10 protein-coding genes are annotated in these 15,397 nt (G+C 70.1%); 1 reads left to right on the top strand and 9 read right to left on the bottom strand.

Going from position 1 to position 15,397, the window contains the following annotated elements; genetic code table 11:
- Positions 1 to 67 precede the first annotated feature (67 nt).
- Positions 68 to 2,899: an aminomethyl-transferring glycine dehydrogenase gene (gene gcvP / locus G6N61_RS04520; RefSeq protein ID WP_264077310.1), complete on the top strand. Its 2,832-nt coding sequence runs from the start codon at positions 68 to 70 to the stop codon at positions 2,897 to 2,899.
- 92 nt (positions 2,900 to 2,991) lie between these two features.
- On the opposite strand, the gene G6N61_RS04515 is transcribed toward gcvP, so the two are convergent.
- The 9 genes from G6N61_RS04515 to G6N61_RS04475 form a co-directional block, all read right to left on the bottom strand.
- On the bottom strand, positions 2,992 to 5,079 hold the full coding sequence (locus G6N61_RS04515) for a substrate-binding domain-containing protein (protein ID WP_163917451.1): 2,088 nt from the start codon (positions 5,077 to 5,079) through the stop codon (positions 2,992 to 2,994).
- 118 nt (positions 5,080 to 5,197) lie between these two features.
- Positions 5,198 to 7,417, bottom strand: a complete 2,220-nt coding sequence (locus tag G6N61_RS04510; RefSeq protein WP_163917450.1) for a malate synthase G — start codon at positions 7,415 to 7,417, stop codon at positions 5,198 to 5,200.
- A 48-nt stretch (positions 7,418 to 7,465) separates the two neighbouring features.
- A complete protein-coding gene (locus G6N61_RS04505) occupies positions 7,466 to 8,374 on the bottom strand; it encodes a 3-methyladenine DNA glycosylase (protein WP_163917449.1) in 909 nt (302 codons plus the stop codon).
- Positions 8,367 to 9,419 (bottom strand): hemolysin family protein, encoded by a 1,053-nt coding sequence (locus G6N61_RS04500; protein ID WP_163917448.1) that lies wholly within the window; start codon positions 9,417 to 9,419, stop codon positions 8,367 to 8,369. The genes G6N61_RS04505 and G6N61_RS04500 overlap by 8 nt, the downstream gene beginning before the upstream one ends.
- On the bottom strand, positions 9,419 to 10,783 hold the full coding sequence (locus G6N61_RS04495; protein ID WP_163917447.1) for a hemolysin family protein: 1,365 nt from the start codon (positions 10,781 to 10,783) through the stop codon (positions 9,419 to 9,421). Before G6N61_RS04495 ends, G6N61_RS04500 begins: the two co-directional genes overlap by 1 nt.
- Positions 10,784 to 11,022: 239 nt before the next feature.
- Entirely contained in the window at positions 11,023 to 12,459 is a 1,437-nt protein-coding gene (locus G6N61_RS04490) for a GuaB1 family IMP dehydrogenase-related protein (RefSeq protein WP_163917446.1), read from the bottom strand.
- A gap of 25 nt (positions 12,460 to 12,484) precedes the next feature.
- On the bottom strand, positions 12,485 to 13,939 hold the full coding sequence (gene gndA, locus G6N61_RS04485; RefSeq protein ID WP_163917445.1) for an NADP-dependent phosphogluconate dehydrogenase: 1,455 nt from the start codon (positions 13,937 to 13,939) through the stop codon (positions 12,485 to 12,487).
- Between the two features lie 67 nt (positions 13,940 to 14,006).
- Entirely contained in the window at positions 14,007 to 14,960 is a 954-nt protein-coding gene (locus G6N61_RS04480; RefSeq protein WP_163917444.1) for a M56 family metallopeptidase, read from the bottom strand.
- A gap of 14 nt (positions 14,961 to 14,974) precedes the next feature.
- The gene (locus G6N61_RS04475) at positions 14,975 to 15,388 is read right to left on the bottom strand and encodes a BlaI/MecI/CopY family transcriptional regulator (protein ID WP_163917443.1); all 414 of its coding nucleotides are present in this window, start codon (positions 15,386 to 15,388) and stop codon (positions 14,975 to 14,977) included.
- Positions 15,389 to 15,397 lie beyond the last annotated feature (9 nt).

Here is a 15,397-nt window from a genome sequence, read left to right as displayed (position 1 = left end):
TGCGCCCCCGTGTCGAAATGAGGCCCACGTGTCCGGTAGCCATCCCCATCCCTCGAACGAGCACCACGTGCCCCGGTTCGCCGACCGTCACATCGGTCCCGACGCCGACGCGGTCGCGACCATGCTCGACGTCATCGGGGTCGAGTCGCTCAGCGAACTCGCCGAGAAGGCACTGCCCGCAGGCATTCTCGACGCGCTGACCACCGAGGGCCTCGCACCCGGCCTCGACGACCTGCCCGCCCCCGCGACCGAGGAGCAGGCGCTGGCCGAACTTCGCGAGCGCGCGGAGTCGAACACCGTCGCGGTGTCGATGATCGGGCAGGGCTACTTCGACACGCTGACCCCGGCCGTGCTGCGCCGCAACATCCTAGAGAACCCCGCCTGGTACACCGCGTACACGCCGTACCAGCCCGAGATCAGCCAGGGCCGGCTCGAGGCGCTGCTCAACTTCCAGACCATGGTCGAGGACCTGACCGGCCTCGAGGTCGCCAACGCGTCGATGCTCGACGAGGCCACCGCGGCCGCCGAGGCGATGACGCTCATGCAGCGCGCGGTGAAGCGGTCGGTCAACCGCCTCGCCGTCGACTCCGACGTCTACCCGCAGACCGCGGCCGTGATCGAGACGCGGGCCAAGCCGCTGGGCATCGAGGTCGTCACCACCGATCTGCGCAACGGCCTGCCGGAGGGCGACTTCTTCGGCGTGATCGTCCAGTCGCCAGGTGCCAGTGGTTGCGTGACCGACTGGAGCGGGCTCATCGAGCAGGCCCACGAGCGCGGCGCGCTGGTGGCCGTCGGCGCGGACCTGCTGGCGATGACGCTGCTCACCCCGCCCGGTGACATCGGCGCCGACGTCGCGTTCGGCACCACCCAGCGCTTCGGCGTTCCGATGGGCTTCGGCGGCCCGCACGCCGGTTACCTCGCGGTGCACACCAAGCACGCCCGCCAGCTGCCCGGTCGCCTCGTCGGCGTCTCCGTCGACGCCGACGGCTCACCCGCCTACCGCCTGGCTCTGCAGACCCGTGAGCAGCACATCCGCCGCGACAAGGCCACCAGCAACATCTGCACCGCCCAGGTGCTCCTGGCCGTCATGGCCGCGATGTACGCCAGCTACCACGGCTCCGACGGGCTGACCGCGATCGCACACCGCGTGCACGGCCACGCACTGGGCATCGCGACGGGGCTCGAGACGGCGGGCGTGGAGGTCGTGCACGACGCGTTCTTCGACACCGTGCTGGCCCGTGTGCCCGGCCGCGGCGAGCAGGTGCGCGCCGCAGCCAAGGAGCGCGGCATCAACGTGTGGCTGGTCGACGCCGACCACGTCTCCGTGTCGTGTGACGAGGCCACCACCGCCCTGCACGTCGAGCACGTCCTCGAGGCGTTCGGCGCCACTCGCGGCGGCCAGCACTGGCGTGGGCCTGCGGTGCACACCCGCTCGTCGGAGTTCCTGACCCACCCCGCGTTCACCCGGTACCGCACGGAGACCGAGATGATGCGGTACCTGCGGTCGCTGTCGGACAAGGACATCGCGTTGGACCGCAGCATGATCCCGCTGGGCTCGTGCACGATGAAGCTCAACGCGGCAGCGGAGATGGAGCCCATCACGTGGCCCGAGTTCGCCCGTCAGCACCCGTTCGCGCCGGCCTCGGACACCCCGGGCCTGCGCTCGATGATCGCCGAACTCGAGACGTGGCTGACCAAGCTGACCGGCTATGACTCGGTGTCGCTGCAACCCAACGCCGGGTCCCAGGGCGAGTACGCCGGCCTGCTGGCCATCCAGGCCTATCACCTCAGCCGGGGTGACGAGCAGCGCAACATCTGCCTGATCCCGTCGAGCGCCCACGGCACCAACGCGGCGTCGGCGGCGCTGGCGGGGATGCGGGTCGTGGTCGTCGCGTGCCGGGAGAACGGCGACGTGGACCTCGACGACCTGCGCGCCAAGATCGCCGAGCACGCGGATGCGATTGCGGCGCTGATGATCACGTACCCGTCGACCCACGGCGTGTTCGAGCAGGACGTCGAGGCGATCTGCGCCGCGGTGCACGACGTGGGCGGCCAGGTGTACGTCGACGGCGCCAACCTCAATGCGCTGGTCGGTCTGGCCCGGCCCGGCAAGTTCGGTGGCGACGTCAGCCACCTCAACCTGCACAAGACGTTCTGCATCCCGCACGGCGGCGGAGGCCCCGGTGTCGGCCCGGTCGCCGTCCGCTCGCACCTGACCCCGTTCCTGCCGGGCCACCCGCTGGCCGGGGAGCTCTCCGACACGTACACCGTCTCGGCGGCACCGTACGGGTCGGCGTCGATCCTGCCGATCACGTGGATGTACATCCGCATGATGGGTGCCCCGGGCCTGCGGGCGGCGACGCTGACGGCGATCGCGTCGGCCAACTACGTCGCGCGGCGCCTCGACGAGTACTACCCGGTGCTCTACACGGGCGAGAAGGGCATGGTCGCCCACGAGTGCATCCTCGACCTGCGCGGCATCACGAAGAACACCGGCGTGACGGTCGACGACGTGGCGAAGCGCCTGGCCGACTACGGGTTCCACGCTCCGACGATGAGCTTCCCGGTGGCGGGCACGTTGATGGTCGAGCCCACCGAGAGTGAGAGTCTCAACGAGGTCAACGCGTTCTGCGAGGCGATGATCGCGATCCGCGCCGAGATCGACCAGGTGGGTTCGGGAACCTGGCCGGTCGACGACAACCCGCTGCGCGGCGCCCCGCACACCGCGGAGAGCCTGCTCGTCGAGGAGTGGACGCACCCGTACACCCGCCAGCAGGCCGCCTACCCGCTGGGCAAGGCGTACCGCGCGAAGGTGTGGCCACCCGTGCGTCGCATCGACAGTGCGTACGGCGACCGCAACCTGGTGTGCTCCTGCCCGCCGGTCGAAGCCTTCGCCTGACCGCCTGACCCCCGCGAACGTCGGTTACCGCCACGCGAAACCCCTTGGGGGCGTGGCGGTAACCGACGTTCGGCGAGAAGTGGGGAGCGGGGCTAGCCCAGGGCGCCGGTGAGCGCCGAGGCCAGTTCGGGCCCGGTGGAGGCGTTGAGGTTGGTGTAGGTGCCGCCGGTGATCTGCGACACCGCCTCCCACGTGGCGCGGTCCGGGTCGGCGCCGAAGTCGACGACGTCCACCGCGACCGGCCGTCCCTGCTGGAAGGCGCCGCGGACGAAGTCCTGCAGGCCGGCACCGTCGAGTGACTGATCGGTGTGCGGCCCCGACGTGATCACCAGGATCGAATTCGGCTGTCCCTCGCGGTAGTTCGCCATCGCCTCGTTGAAGACGAGCCGCATCGTCGTGAACGACACCGCACCGCCGTTCGACGCACTCTGGCCGCGCAGGTTGTCGGCCAGCACCGTCGAGCGAGGCTGTCCGCCGACCTGGTCGCTCAGCGGTCCGAGCGGGACTTCCGACCGGCCCGCCACGCCGTCGAACGTCCACAGGCCCAGCGCCGCGGTGGGCGGCAGTGCCCGGACGCGTTCCTCCAGCGCGGCGGTGACGTTGGCGAGACGGCTGCGGCCGCCCTCGTCGGCGCTCATCGACTGGTCGAGCATGATCGTCACGGCCGGGCTCTGGGCGGGCGATGCGACGGCCTCGGCCAGCGTGGCGCGGGTTGCGTTGTCTCCGGTGGCCAGCGGAGCGCCCAGCTCACCGAAGTCGACGACGTCGCTCGTGGGCGTCTCGGCACCCTCGGCGCGGAAGCCGGCCTTCGCGAACTCCGCGAGTGCCTCGGGCTTGCGCAGGAAGCGCGCGAATTCGCTGGCCGCACTGACCTGTTCCTGGGCGAGCCAGTCACCCGACATCAGCACGGTGGGGTAGTCGGCGATCGCGGCGGCACCCGACGGGAGCCAGCCCGCCAGCTTGTCCTTGGCGTCGGAGAGGGAGGCACCCCGCTGGAACAGTTGCTGCTCGGTGACGGCGACTGCGTGCACGGCCGAGGCTGCCGGGTCGCTACCCGCCAGCAGTGCGTCGAGCGCCGTGGACGTCTTGTCGTCGGCGAGTTCCGGTTGGCCTGCCAGCAGCGTGTTGATCGCCGACGCACCCGCGGTGGGCGGGGCGCCGCGGGGCGCAGCGGCGACGGCGACGGCCTCGGACGCGAGATACGTGGCGTCGGCGTCACCCGACCTCGGCAGGGCAAGGCGCAGCGCACCCCAGCCCGGAAGGTCGAGTCCGTCCAGCGCCGTGGCGTTGCTCTGCAGGCCGGGCAGGGCAGCCCAATTCTGCTCTGCGAGAGCGGTCTTCAGCTCGGGACGCACGGCCAGCAGTACCGGCGAGGTGACGAGCGAGCGGCTGTCGCTGACCGTGGCGGCGCCTGCCGCCGTCTCGAGCCGCGCCTCCGACATCGAACTCGCCGGGATCCACAGCGCGGGCCGCTCGCCGAGTTCACCCGGCCACTGGCCGGTGAAGCCGCCGACCACCTGGTCGGAGTCGGCGGGACGGACGCCGACCTTCACGCACTTGTCGCCCACCGGCGCGGCCGTCTCGTTGTACTGGTCGGCGACGGTCTGCACCTGCTCGGCGACGGACGCGTCGGCGATGACCGCGACGGCGACCTCGCCCTCCACGCAGCGGGCGGCCGACACCTCCGACCGGTTGGACAGGGCGTCACCGAAGAAGCGCCACATGATGACTCCGGCGACGACCACCACGACGGTCACCAGCGCGACGATCACGCCGACGCTGACGCCGCGCCGCTTGGCCGTGACCGCGCGGTGGCTTCCGGTCCACTCGCCGCCGTCCCAGTCGCCGCCGTGCGCGGGGCCGGTCGACGGCGGTCGGGATGCGAATGCGCGGGTCGGCGACTCGTCGGCTGTGGCGTCGTCGAACTCGCCTGCTGCGTCGTCCGACCTGCCGTAGGCATCGTCGGAGCCGGCCTCGCGCTCGGATTGCCAGTACCCGTCGTCCCGGTAGTCGGGTCCGTCGTCGACCGGGTCGCCATATCGCGGACGGTCAGGGTCCGGCCGGTCGAAATCGTCTGCGCCGTAACCGGTTTGGGCGAAGTCGTCAGACCGGTCGACGGGACCGTCGGCCCCGGGCTGCTGATCCGAGTCGTCGGGGTGGGGAATGCTGTGCCTGCCCATTCCTAACCCCTGTGCTCCTTCTGCTCGCGCGTCGTCTTCTTGGTCGTCATGAGACTCGTTGCACCGTCGAGTACGGCCGCGTGGGAGCGACCGGTCACTCGGCTCCGCCGAAGTCTAGTCACACGCCGGCGTGACGTGCCTTGAACTCGCGGCGGCGGCGATGCAGGATCGGCTCGGTGTAGCCGCTGGGCTGCTGGGTACCGGACAGGATCAGCTCCTCGGCCGCCTGGAACGCGATGCTCGCGTCCGGATCGGCCGCCATCGGCAGGTAATCGCGGGAGTTGGCGTTCTGCTCGTCGACCACCGCGGCCATCCGACGCAGGCTGCCCTTGACGTCCTCGGCGGTGATGACGCCGTGGCGCAGCCAATTGGCCAGCAGCTGGCTGGAGATGCGCAGCGTGGCGCGGTCCTCCATCAGAGCGACGTCATGAATGTCGGGCACCTTCGAGCAGCCGACGCCCGCCTCGACCCAGCGGACCACGTAGCCGAGGATCGACTGGCAGTTGTTGTCGACCTCCTCGCGGATCTCCTCGGGCGCCCAGGCAAGTTCCTTCGCCAGCGGGATCGTCAGCAGTTCGTCGATGGTGGTGCGGGTCTTGCCTGCCAGCTCCTTCTGCACCGCGAACACGTCGACCTGGTGGTAGTGCATGGCGTGCAGCGTGGCGGCGGTCGGCGACGGCACCCACGCGGTGGTCGCGCCTGCCTTCGGCTGCCCGATCTTCTGCTCGACCATGTCGGCCATCAGTTCGGTCATCGCCCACATGCCCTTGCCGATCTGCGCGCGGCCGGAGAGCCCCGTTGCGAGACCGACGTCGACGTTGGCGTCCTCGTAGGCCTTGATCCACGGCTGCGACTTCATCGCGCCCTTGCGGATCATCGGCCCGGCTTCCATCGACGTGTGGATCTCGTCGCCGGTGCGGTCCAGGAAGCCGGTGTTGATGAACACCACGCGGTCGGCGGCGGCCTTGATGCACGCCTTGAGGTTGAGCGTCGTGCGCCGCTCCTCGTCCATGATGCCGACCTTGAGCGTGCCCTGCGGCAGGTTGAGGACGTCCTCGACGCGGCTGAACAGCTCGCAGGTGAATGCCACCTCGTCGGGCCCGTGCATCTTGGGCTTGACGATGTAGACCGATCCGGTGCGGCTGTTGGCGTGTGGGCCGCTGGCACCGCCGTCGACGGACCCGTCGCGTAGACCGTGGATGGCGATCAGGCCGGTGAACAGGGCATCTTGGATGCCTTCGAACACCTCGCGGCCCTCGGCGTCGACGATCGCGTCGTTGGTCATCAGATGTCCGACGTTGCGGACGAAGAGCAGGCTGCGGCCGGGCAGCACCAGTTCGCCGCCGTCCGGGGCGGTGTAGGTGCGGTCGTCGTTCAGCACGCGGGTGAACGACTTGTCGCCCTTGCTGACCTCTTCGGACAGGTCGCCGCGGTTGAGGCCAAGCCAGTTGCGGTAGCCGAGCACCTTGTCGTCGGCGTCCACGGCGGCCACCGAGTCCTCGAAGTCCATGATCGTCGTGATCGCCGACTCCAGGACGACGTCCTTGATGCCGGCCTGGTCGGTGGAGCCGACGGGGGAGTCGGCGTCGACGAGGATCTCGACGTGCAGGCCGTGGTTGGCCAGCAGCACCGACGTCGGCGCATCGGGTTCGCCGAGGTACCCGACGAACTGGGCGGGCTCGGCGAGGGCGACCGTGTCGTCACCCCGGGCGACCGACAGCCGACCGTCGTCGACGGTGAGCGCCGTGATGTCCGACCACGACCCACTGGCGAGCGGCACGGCCTGGTCGAGGAACCCGCGGGCGTAGGCGATCACCTTGTCGCCGCGGACGCGGTTGTAGCTGCTGCCCTTCTCGGCGCCGTCGGTCTCGGGGATGACGTCGGTGCCGTAGAGCGCGTCGTACAGCGAGCCCCACCGCGCGTTGGCGGCGTTGAGGGCGAAGCGGGCGTTGAGGATAGGGACGACCAGCTGCGGCCCGGCGGTCTTGGTGATCTCGTCGTCGACGCCGGAGGTGGTGACGGTGAAGTCCTCTGGCTCGGGCAGCAGGTAGCCGATCTCGCCGAGGAACTGCTTGTAGGCCTCGAGGTTCACCGGCTCGATGACGCGCTGGCGGTGCCACTTGTCGATCTGGGCCTGCAGTTCGTCGCGCCGCGCCAGGAGATCCTGGTTCCGAGGGCCGAGGTCGGCGACCACCTTGTCCACGCCTGCCCAGAAGCTGTCGGCGTCCAGACCGGTGCCGGGCAGCGCCTCGTTGGTGATGAAGTCGTGCAACACCTTGGCAACCCGCAGACTGCCGACGGACACGCGATCGCTGCCGGGCGTGGTGGGCTCACTCATGATTCTCCTCCTGAAGCGTCGATCAAGCTTACCCGCGGGTAATGGCAGCTAACCGCCGTGCGCCGCCCGCCGCAGCAGGTCACACGCGTCGGCCAGCGCCGCCCGCAGGGGCGCGGCACGGTCGGCGATCGCCTGCTGGGCGCGGACGTACTCGGCGCGACCCGCCGGCGTTTCGATGGCGATCGGCTCGAAACCATAGTCGGTGAGTTCGTATGGGCTCGCGCGCATGTCGATCTCGCGCGCGTCGGCCGCCAGGGCGAGGCCGTCCATCACCAGCTCGGAGGCGACGAGTGGCCCCAGCTTGTAGGCCCACTTGTACAGGTCCATCGAGGCGTGGATGCAGCCCGGCTGTTCTGTGGCGACCTGCGCGTCGCGGGTCAGGCGCTCGGCGTTGCGGCCGGTCGCGGGTTCGGTGAAGAAGCGGTAGGCGTCGAAGTGGCTGCACCGCAACGGCATCGACTCCACCACCGCGTCGGTGCCGGTGGCGCCCAGGCGCAGCGGAACGCGTTCGTGGCGTGGCAGGGGGTCGCGGTAGACCATGGCCCACTCGTGCAGCCCGAAGCAGTTGAGCCGGGCCGGGCGGGCGGCCGTCGCCCGCAGCAGTTCGTGCACGAACTCCACCGTCGGCAGCCGGGTCAGCACGTGTTCGCGGGTGACGGTGACGGTGCCGTCGACGCTGCCGTAGCCGGTGCGCCCGAGGAACTTCGCCGCCGCCGGACCCGCCAGGCGTGCGCCGTAGCCCGGGTGCCACCGGCGCAGCTGGCGCGGCCGCAGGCTGTAGTAGGTGAACAGGAAGTCCCACACCGGGTGCGGCTCGCCGCGGCTCGCGCGGTCCCGGTGCGGGCCGACGAACCGTTCAGCGCGCACCGCGTGTCGTTCCTCACGCTGCGTCCACTCGGATTCGGGCAGGACCGTGCTGTCGACGACCGCCCGATCCCACACTGCGACGTCAGACACGGTGGGTCCCGTCGCGCACCGTCCCCACCAGGTCTTCGACGAGGTCTTCCAGCGCCACCATGGCCGTGACGCGTCCCTCGGTGGTGACGAGCGCGAGGTGGCTGTTGTCGCGGCGCAACCGCGACAGCGCCACCGGCAGCGGAAGCGACGACGACACGGTCGGCAGCGGCCGCACCATCGACGCCTCGACGACCGCCTCCGGGTCGTTGATCAGCGACAGCACGTCCTTGATGTGCACGTAGCCGGTGTAGCCACCCGTGTCGTCGGTGACGGGGAAGCGCGAGTAGCCGGTGTCGGCAAGGGCGCGTTCGATCGCAGCGACGGTCGGTCCCCGGCCCGGCGCGGCGACCGGCACGGCCCGGATGTCGGCGACGGGGATCGACACGTCGCTGACGACGCGGTTGCGGATCTGCAGGGCCCTGGTGAGGCGCCCGTGCTCCTCGGGGTCGAGCAGTCCCTCCGACAGCGACTCCGCGATCATCTCGGACAGCTCGACCGTCGAGACGGTGACGTCGAGTTCGTCCTTGGGTTCGACCCGCATCGCCCGCAGCGTCGTGTTCGCGCACCAGTTGTAGAACGCGATGAACGGCTTCGCGAGCCGCATGTAGACCAGGTAGACGGGGATGAGCAGCATCGCCGCCGACTCCGGCCCGGCGATCGCGATGTTCTTCGGGACCATCTCGCCGAGCAGCACGTGCAGTGTCACGACCAGGCCCAGCGCGATGACGAACGACACCGTGTGCAGCACCGAGTCCGGGATGCCGAGCGCACCGAACGGCATCTCGAGCAGGTGCGCCACGGCGGGTTCGCCGACGCGTCCGAGCAGGATGGAGCAGATCGTGATGCCGAGCTGCGCGCCCGCCAGCATCAGCGACAGGTGCTCACCGGCCCTGATCACGGTCACGGCGCTCTTCTTGCCCTGTTCGGCCAGCGCCTCGAGGCGGTCGCGCCGCGCCGAGATCAGCGCGAACTCCGACCCGACGAAGAACGCGTTGAGACCGAGGAGCACCACGGTCAGGAGTACGCCGAAGACGTCCGAGCCCATCAGTTCTCTCCGTCTTCGTCGTCGCCGCGGCGGCCCAGTTCGGTGAGCTCCAGCACGTCGATGCGCCGTCCGTCCATCGCAATCACCTTGGCCTGCCAGCGGATCGGGTCGTCGAGCGGACCGTCCGGGTCGAACTCGGTCAGCTCGACGGTCTCTCCGGGCTCGGGGACGTGGCCGAGTTCCTGCATGACCAGCCCACCGATGGTCTCGTACTCGCCGTCGGCGGGCCGGAACGGCGTCTCGGTGCTCACCTCGTCGATCCGCAGCAGACCGGACACCTGCCAGCCGTTGCGCATCTCCACGACGTCGGGGGTGGCGTCGTCGTGCTCGTCGCGGACGTCGCCGACGATCTCCTCGATGAGGTCCTCGACGGTGACCATGCCCGCGGTGCCGCCGTACTCGTCGACCACCAGGGCGGTCTGCAGGCCGTTGGCGCGTATCTCGGTCATGACGGAGTCACCGTCGAGCGACGACGGGACGGTGGCCACGGGCAGCGCGACCGTCGAGAGGCGGGTCTGGGCGCGTTGGTCGACCGGCACCGAGAACACCTGCTTGACGTGGACGATGCCGACGGTTTCGTCGAGGTCGCCCCGGATGATCGGGAAGCGGGAGTACCCGGTCTCCATCGCCTTGACCAGTAGGTCGGCGACGGTCTCGTCGGTGGCCAGCGATTCGATCTTCGACCGGGGGGTCATCAGCTCCTCGGCCGTGCGCTCGCCGAACTTCAGCGAGCGGTCGACCAGATCGGCGGTGCCGGCGTCCAGTGAGCCGCTCTGCTTGGAGTTGCGCACCAGCGACACCAGTTCCTGCGGGGACCGCGCCGAACGCAGTTCCTCGGCCGGTTCGATGCCCAGCCTGCGCAGGATCCAGTTGGCCGTGCCGTTGGTGACGTTGATCGCCGGGGTGAGCAGCTTGGAGAACCACCACTGCACCGGCGCGGCCCAGCGCGCGGTCGCGGTGGGCTTTGCCACCGCGAGGTTCTTCGGAACCAGTTCGCCGAACACCATCGACAGCGAGGTGGCGATCAGCAGCGCGAGGACCAGTGCGACGCCGTCGACCCATCCCTCGGGCAGGCCGACTGCGGTCAGCGGCGTCATGAGCAGGCGGGCGACCACCGGTTCGGCGAGATAGCCGGTTGCCAGCGTCGTGATCGAGATGCCCAGCTGCGCTCCGGAGAGCTGGAAGGACAGCGACTTGTGCGCCTTCTGGACGACGCCGTCACGCCACCCGCCGTCTCTGGCGTTGGCGTCGACGGTGCTGCGTTCGAGTGCGGTGAGGGAGAACTCGGCGGCGACGAAGACCGCGGTCCCGGCGGTGAGGACGATGATGGCGAGCACGCTGAGCAGCGTGACGGTCAGGCTCATCGGAGGCCCGCCCGTGGGGCGCCGGACACGTGGCCCGGCCTCCTACTGGAGGGCTCGGCGTCAGCCGGTTCGTGGGCGGGCCGCTCGCTGTCGGCGCCCGTCCCAATACCGGGGGCCTCGGCAGGTGCCTGCGGCACGGGATCCCTTTCGATCGGTGACATTCGGATACATGTTAGCCGCAGCGACGTCGGCGAAACCCGTCGAGCGCAGCGAAGTGGAGCCGGGGGACCGGCGGGTGCTCACCAGCCCGTCGGCAGTGGGTGCCCTTCGGCGAAGCCCGCGGCGGACTGCACGCCGAGCACCACCTTCTCGTGTAGTTCGGGCAGCGTGGCCGCGCCGACGTAGGTGCAGGTGCTGCGGACGCCCGAGGTGATGTGGTCCAGCAGGTCCTCGACGCCGCCGCGGGCGGGGTCGAGCCGCATCCGGGACGTGGAGATGCCCTCTTCGAACAGACCCTTGCGGGCGCGGTCGAACGAGCTGTCCGACGCGGTCCGGGCGGCGACGGCACGCTTGGACGCCATGCCGTAGCTCTCCTTGTACACCAGGCCGTCCCGGTCGTAGAGCAGGTCGCCTGGCGACTCGTAGGTGCCCGCGAACCAGGACCCGATCATCACGTTCGACGCGCCTGCGGCCAGGGCGAGCGCGACGTCGCGGGGGTGCCGGACCCCGCCGTCGGCCCACACGTGCGCACCCAATTGCCGTGCGGCAGACGAGCATTCGAGGACCGCCGAGAACTGCGGCCTGCCCACGCCGGTCATCATCCGCGTGGTGCACATGGCACCGGGTCCGACGCCGACCTTGACGATCGTGGCGCCGGCGCTGATCAGGTCCCGCGTTCCCTCGGCCGAGACCACGTTGCCCGCGGCGAGCGGAAGTCCGAGGCCCAGCGAGGCAATGGCCTTGATCGCGTCGAGCATTTTCTCCTGGTGGCCGTGCGCGGTGTCGACGACGAGGACGTCGGCGCCGGCCTCGGCCAGTGAACGGGCTTTGGCGGCCACGTCGCCGTTGATGCCGACCGCCGCGGCGATGCGCAGCCGTCCGGAGTCGTCGACCGCCGGGCGGTAGATGCCCGCGCGGATGGCGCCGGTGCGGGTCAGCACGCCTGCGACGGAGCCGTCGGGCCGGGTGAGCACCGCGACGTCGACGGGCGCGTGCTCGAGCAGGTCGAACACCTCACGCGGGGCGGTGCCGACCGCCGCGGTGACGAAGTCGGTCAGCGCCACGTCGCGGACGCGGGCGAACCGGTCGACGCCGGCGCACGATGCCTCCGTGACCAGTCCCACCGGGCGGTCGTCGGCGACGACCACCGCGGCGCCGTGAGCGCGCTTGTGGATCAGCGCGGTCGCGTCGGACACCGAGTCGTCCGGCGCAAGCAGTACCGGGGTGTCGGCGACGAGGTCGCGGCTCTTGACGAAGTCGACCGTCGCCTGGACCGCGCTGATCGGGAGGTCCTGCGGGAGCACTACGATGCCGCCGCGGCGCGCGACGGTCTCGGCCATCCGGCGGCCCGCCACGGCGGTCATGTTCGCGACCACCACGGGGATGGTGGTGCCCGTGCCGTCGACCGTGGCGAGGTCGACGTCGTACCGGGACGTCACGTCGGAACGTCCCGGTACGACGAAGACGTCGTCGTAGGTCAGGTCGTACGGCGGGTTGTGGCCTTCGAGGAATCGCATCGCCTGCGATTCTACGGGGCCGGGGTCAGGCCTCGACCTCGCTGCGGTCACCGCTCCACAGCGTGTGGAAGCGCTCGTCGCGGTCGGCGTCGACGCGACCGTAGGTGTGCGCCCCGAAGAAGTCGCGCAGCCCCTGGGTGAGGGCGGCGGGCAGGCGCTCGGTGCGCAGCGCGTCGTAGTAGGACAGGGCCGACGCAAAGCCGGGCACCGGGATGCCCAGTTCGGTGGCGGTGACGACGACGCGGCGCCAGCTGTCGATGGCGTCCTCGATCGCGCTGCGGAAGTAGGGGGCGACGATCAGCGACGGCAGGTTGGCGTCCTCGTCGAACGCCTCGGTGATCCGGTTGAGGAACTTCGCCCGGATGATGCAGCCGCCGCGCCAGATCCTCGCCATGTCGCCGGGCTTGATTCCCCAGTCGTACTCCTCGCTGCCCGCCTGGATCTGGTTGAAGCCCTGGGCGTAGGCGACGATCTTCGACGCGTAGAGCGCCTTGCTGACGTCGTCGGTGAACCGCTCGGCGTCCGACGGCTTCGTCCCGAGGTCACCCGAGGCGAGCCCGGTGGTGGCCTGACGCTGGGCGACCGAGCCGGACAGCGCGCGGGCGAACACGGCTTCGGCGATACCCGTCACCGGCACCCCCAGGTCGAGCGCGGACTTGACCGTCCAGCGGCCGGTGCCCTTCTGCTCGGCCTCGTCGAGGATCACGTCGACCAACGGCTTGCCGGTCTGCGCGTCGGTCTGGCGGAGCACCTCGGCGGTGATCTCGATCAGGAAGCTGTCCAGGTCGCCTTTGTTCCACTCGGCGAAGATGTCGGCGATCTCCGGCGCGGTCTTGCCGAGCCCGTCGCGCAGCAGCTGGTAGGCCTCGCCGATCAGCTGCATGTCGGAGTACTCGATGCCGTTGTGCACCATCTTGACGAAGTGCCCCGCGCCGTCGGGACCGATGTGCGTGCAGCACGGCACCCCGTCGACGTGCGCCGAGATCTCCTCGAGCAGCGGGCCCAACGATTCGTAGGACTCCTTGGGGCCGCCCGGCATGATCGACGGTCCGTTCAGCGCGCCTTCCTCACCGCCGGAGATACCGGCGCCGACGAAGTGCAGACCGCGCTCGCGGATCGCCTTCTCGCGGCGGATGGTGTCGGTGTAGAGCGCGTTGCCGCCGTCGATGATGATGTCGCCGTCCTCCATCGCGTCGGCGAGCTCGTTGATCACGGCGTCGGTGGGATCGCCCGCCTTGACCATGATCAGCACCCGGCGCGGCTTCTCGAGCGCCGCGAGGAACTCGGGGATGGTCTCGCTGCGGACGAACTTGCCCTCGGATCCGTGTGCCTCGAGCAGCGCGTCGGTCTTGGAGACCGAGCGGTTGTGCAGGGCGACGGTGTAGCCCTTGTGCGCGAAGTTGCGGGCGATGTTGGACCCCATCACCGCCAGGCCGGTGACCCCGATTTGTGCGGTGGCGGTGGTGTCGGACGAAGTCACGGGCAGCCTTTCGTTGGTTGGTCGTAGCGCTTGGTCGAAGCGCTTGAAGTATCCGGCCTGACGAGCGTCAGGGCAGTGCGGCGAACAGACGTTGCAGTTCGTTGAGCCACGGAACGGCGACCGCGATCGTGGGGACGACGAGTACGGCGAGGGCGCTGACGTAGGCGATCGCCGAGAGCGCTGCGCTGTTCGGCTTGCCGCCGAGGCGGCGTACCCGGATGACGGTGGTGGGGCCGCCCGCGGCGAGCGCTCCGGAGGGGGTGCGCCCTGCGGCACAAGCGACGAGCGCGCGGGCCAGGGGAGTGGGCCCCGCGGTGCGGACGGCAGCGTCGTCGGCGAGCGATTCGATGAGGAGGCGGACGGCGTCCAGAGCGCTGCCGCTGCGGACGAATCGGGGGAAGGCCGCGTGGACGGCGGTGAACATCTCGAGCACCAGGTCGTGGCGGGCGCGCAGATGAGCCTGTTCGTGGCTGATGATGGCGGCGATCTCGGTGTCCGACAGCGTGTTCAGCGTGCCCTGGCTGACGACGACGCGACTGCGGACTCCGGGCAGGCAGTAGGCCAGGGGCTGTTTGACGTCGAGGATGCGCAGCCCGCTGGCCTTGGTACAGACGTGGGGAGCGTCGTGATGCGAGGTGCCGACCAGGTCGACGAGCATGCGGTGGTGGGCGCGGCGGCGACGCGTGGCGATCGCGACCTGCAGGATGGCCACCATCAGCCGGCCGCCGATGACGAGCGTGACGGCGAAGACCGTGACGTAGAGCAACCACAGCGGCCACCCGAGTGCGTCGATCTCACTGGTGATGGTGGCGGTCGGTCGGCCGTCGGGGCCTGGGACGAACAGCCTGCTCGCGATCGCGATGCCTGCGCTGAACGCCGAGAGCACCGCGGCAAGCGCGATGGACTGCCAGAGGACGATCGCGGCCCTCGGTGCACGAAGCGGCCAGGATGCCCGCGCCAGCAATGCGGGCACCGGCCCTACCAGGGCCAGTGCCACGAGCGTGAAGGCCAGCGCGGTCACGCCGTCAGTCTTCCCTAGCCGGTACCAGGATTGCTACCCGGCCCGGTGCCGTGTTTGGCCTCGAGTTCGGCGAGCGCGCGGCGCAGGGCGTCGGCCTCGTCGGCGTTGACCCGCTCGACGAAGTGCACGAGGGCGGCTTCGCGGCTGCCCGAGTCGGAGACCTGGTCGAGAGCGTCGACCATCAGACCTGCGACCAGTTCGTCCCTGCCGTGGGTGGGTGCGTACCTGTGCGCCCTGTCGTCGCGGTGCTGAACGACCAGATTCTTCTTGGCCAGCCGCTGCAGGACCGTCATGATCGTCGTGTAAGCGAGGTCGCGTCGAGCCGCCAGCGCCTCGTGCACCTGGCGCACGGTCTGTGGCTCGTGCGAGGACCACAGATGGTCCATCACCTCGCGCTCGAGTTCTCCGAGTCGCGTCATCTTCGCCATTCTCTTCCC

The sequence above is a fragment of the Mycolicibacterium arabiense genome (genome assembly GCF_010731815.2).
Classification (GTDB): Bacteria; Actinomycetota; Actinomycetes; order Mycobacteriales; family Mycobacteriaceae; genus Mycobacterium; species Mycobacterium arabiense.
The sequence above is the reverse complement of the archived record's forward strand: the minus strand, read 5'-3'. Positions and strand labels throughout refer to the sequence as shown.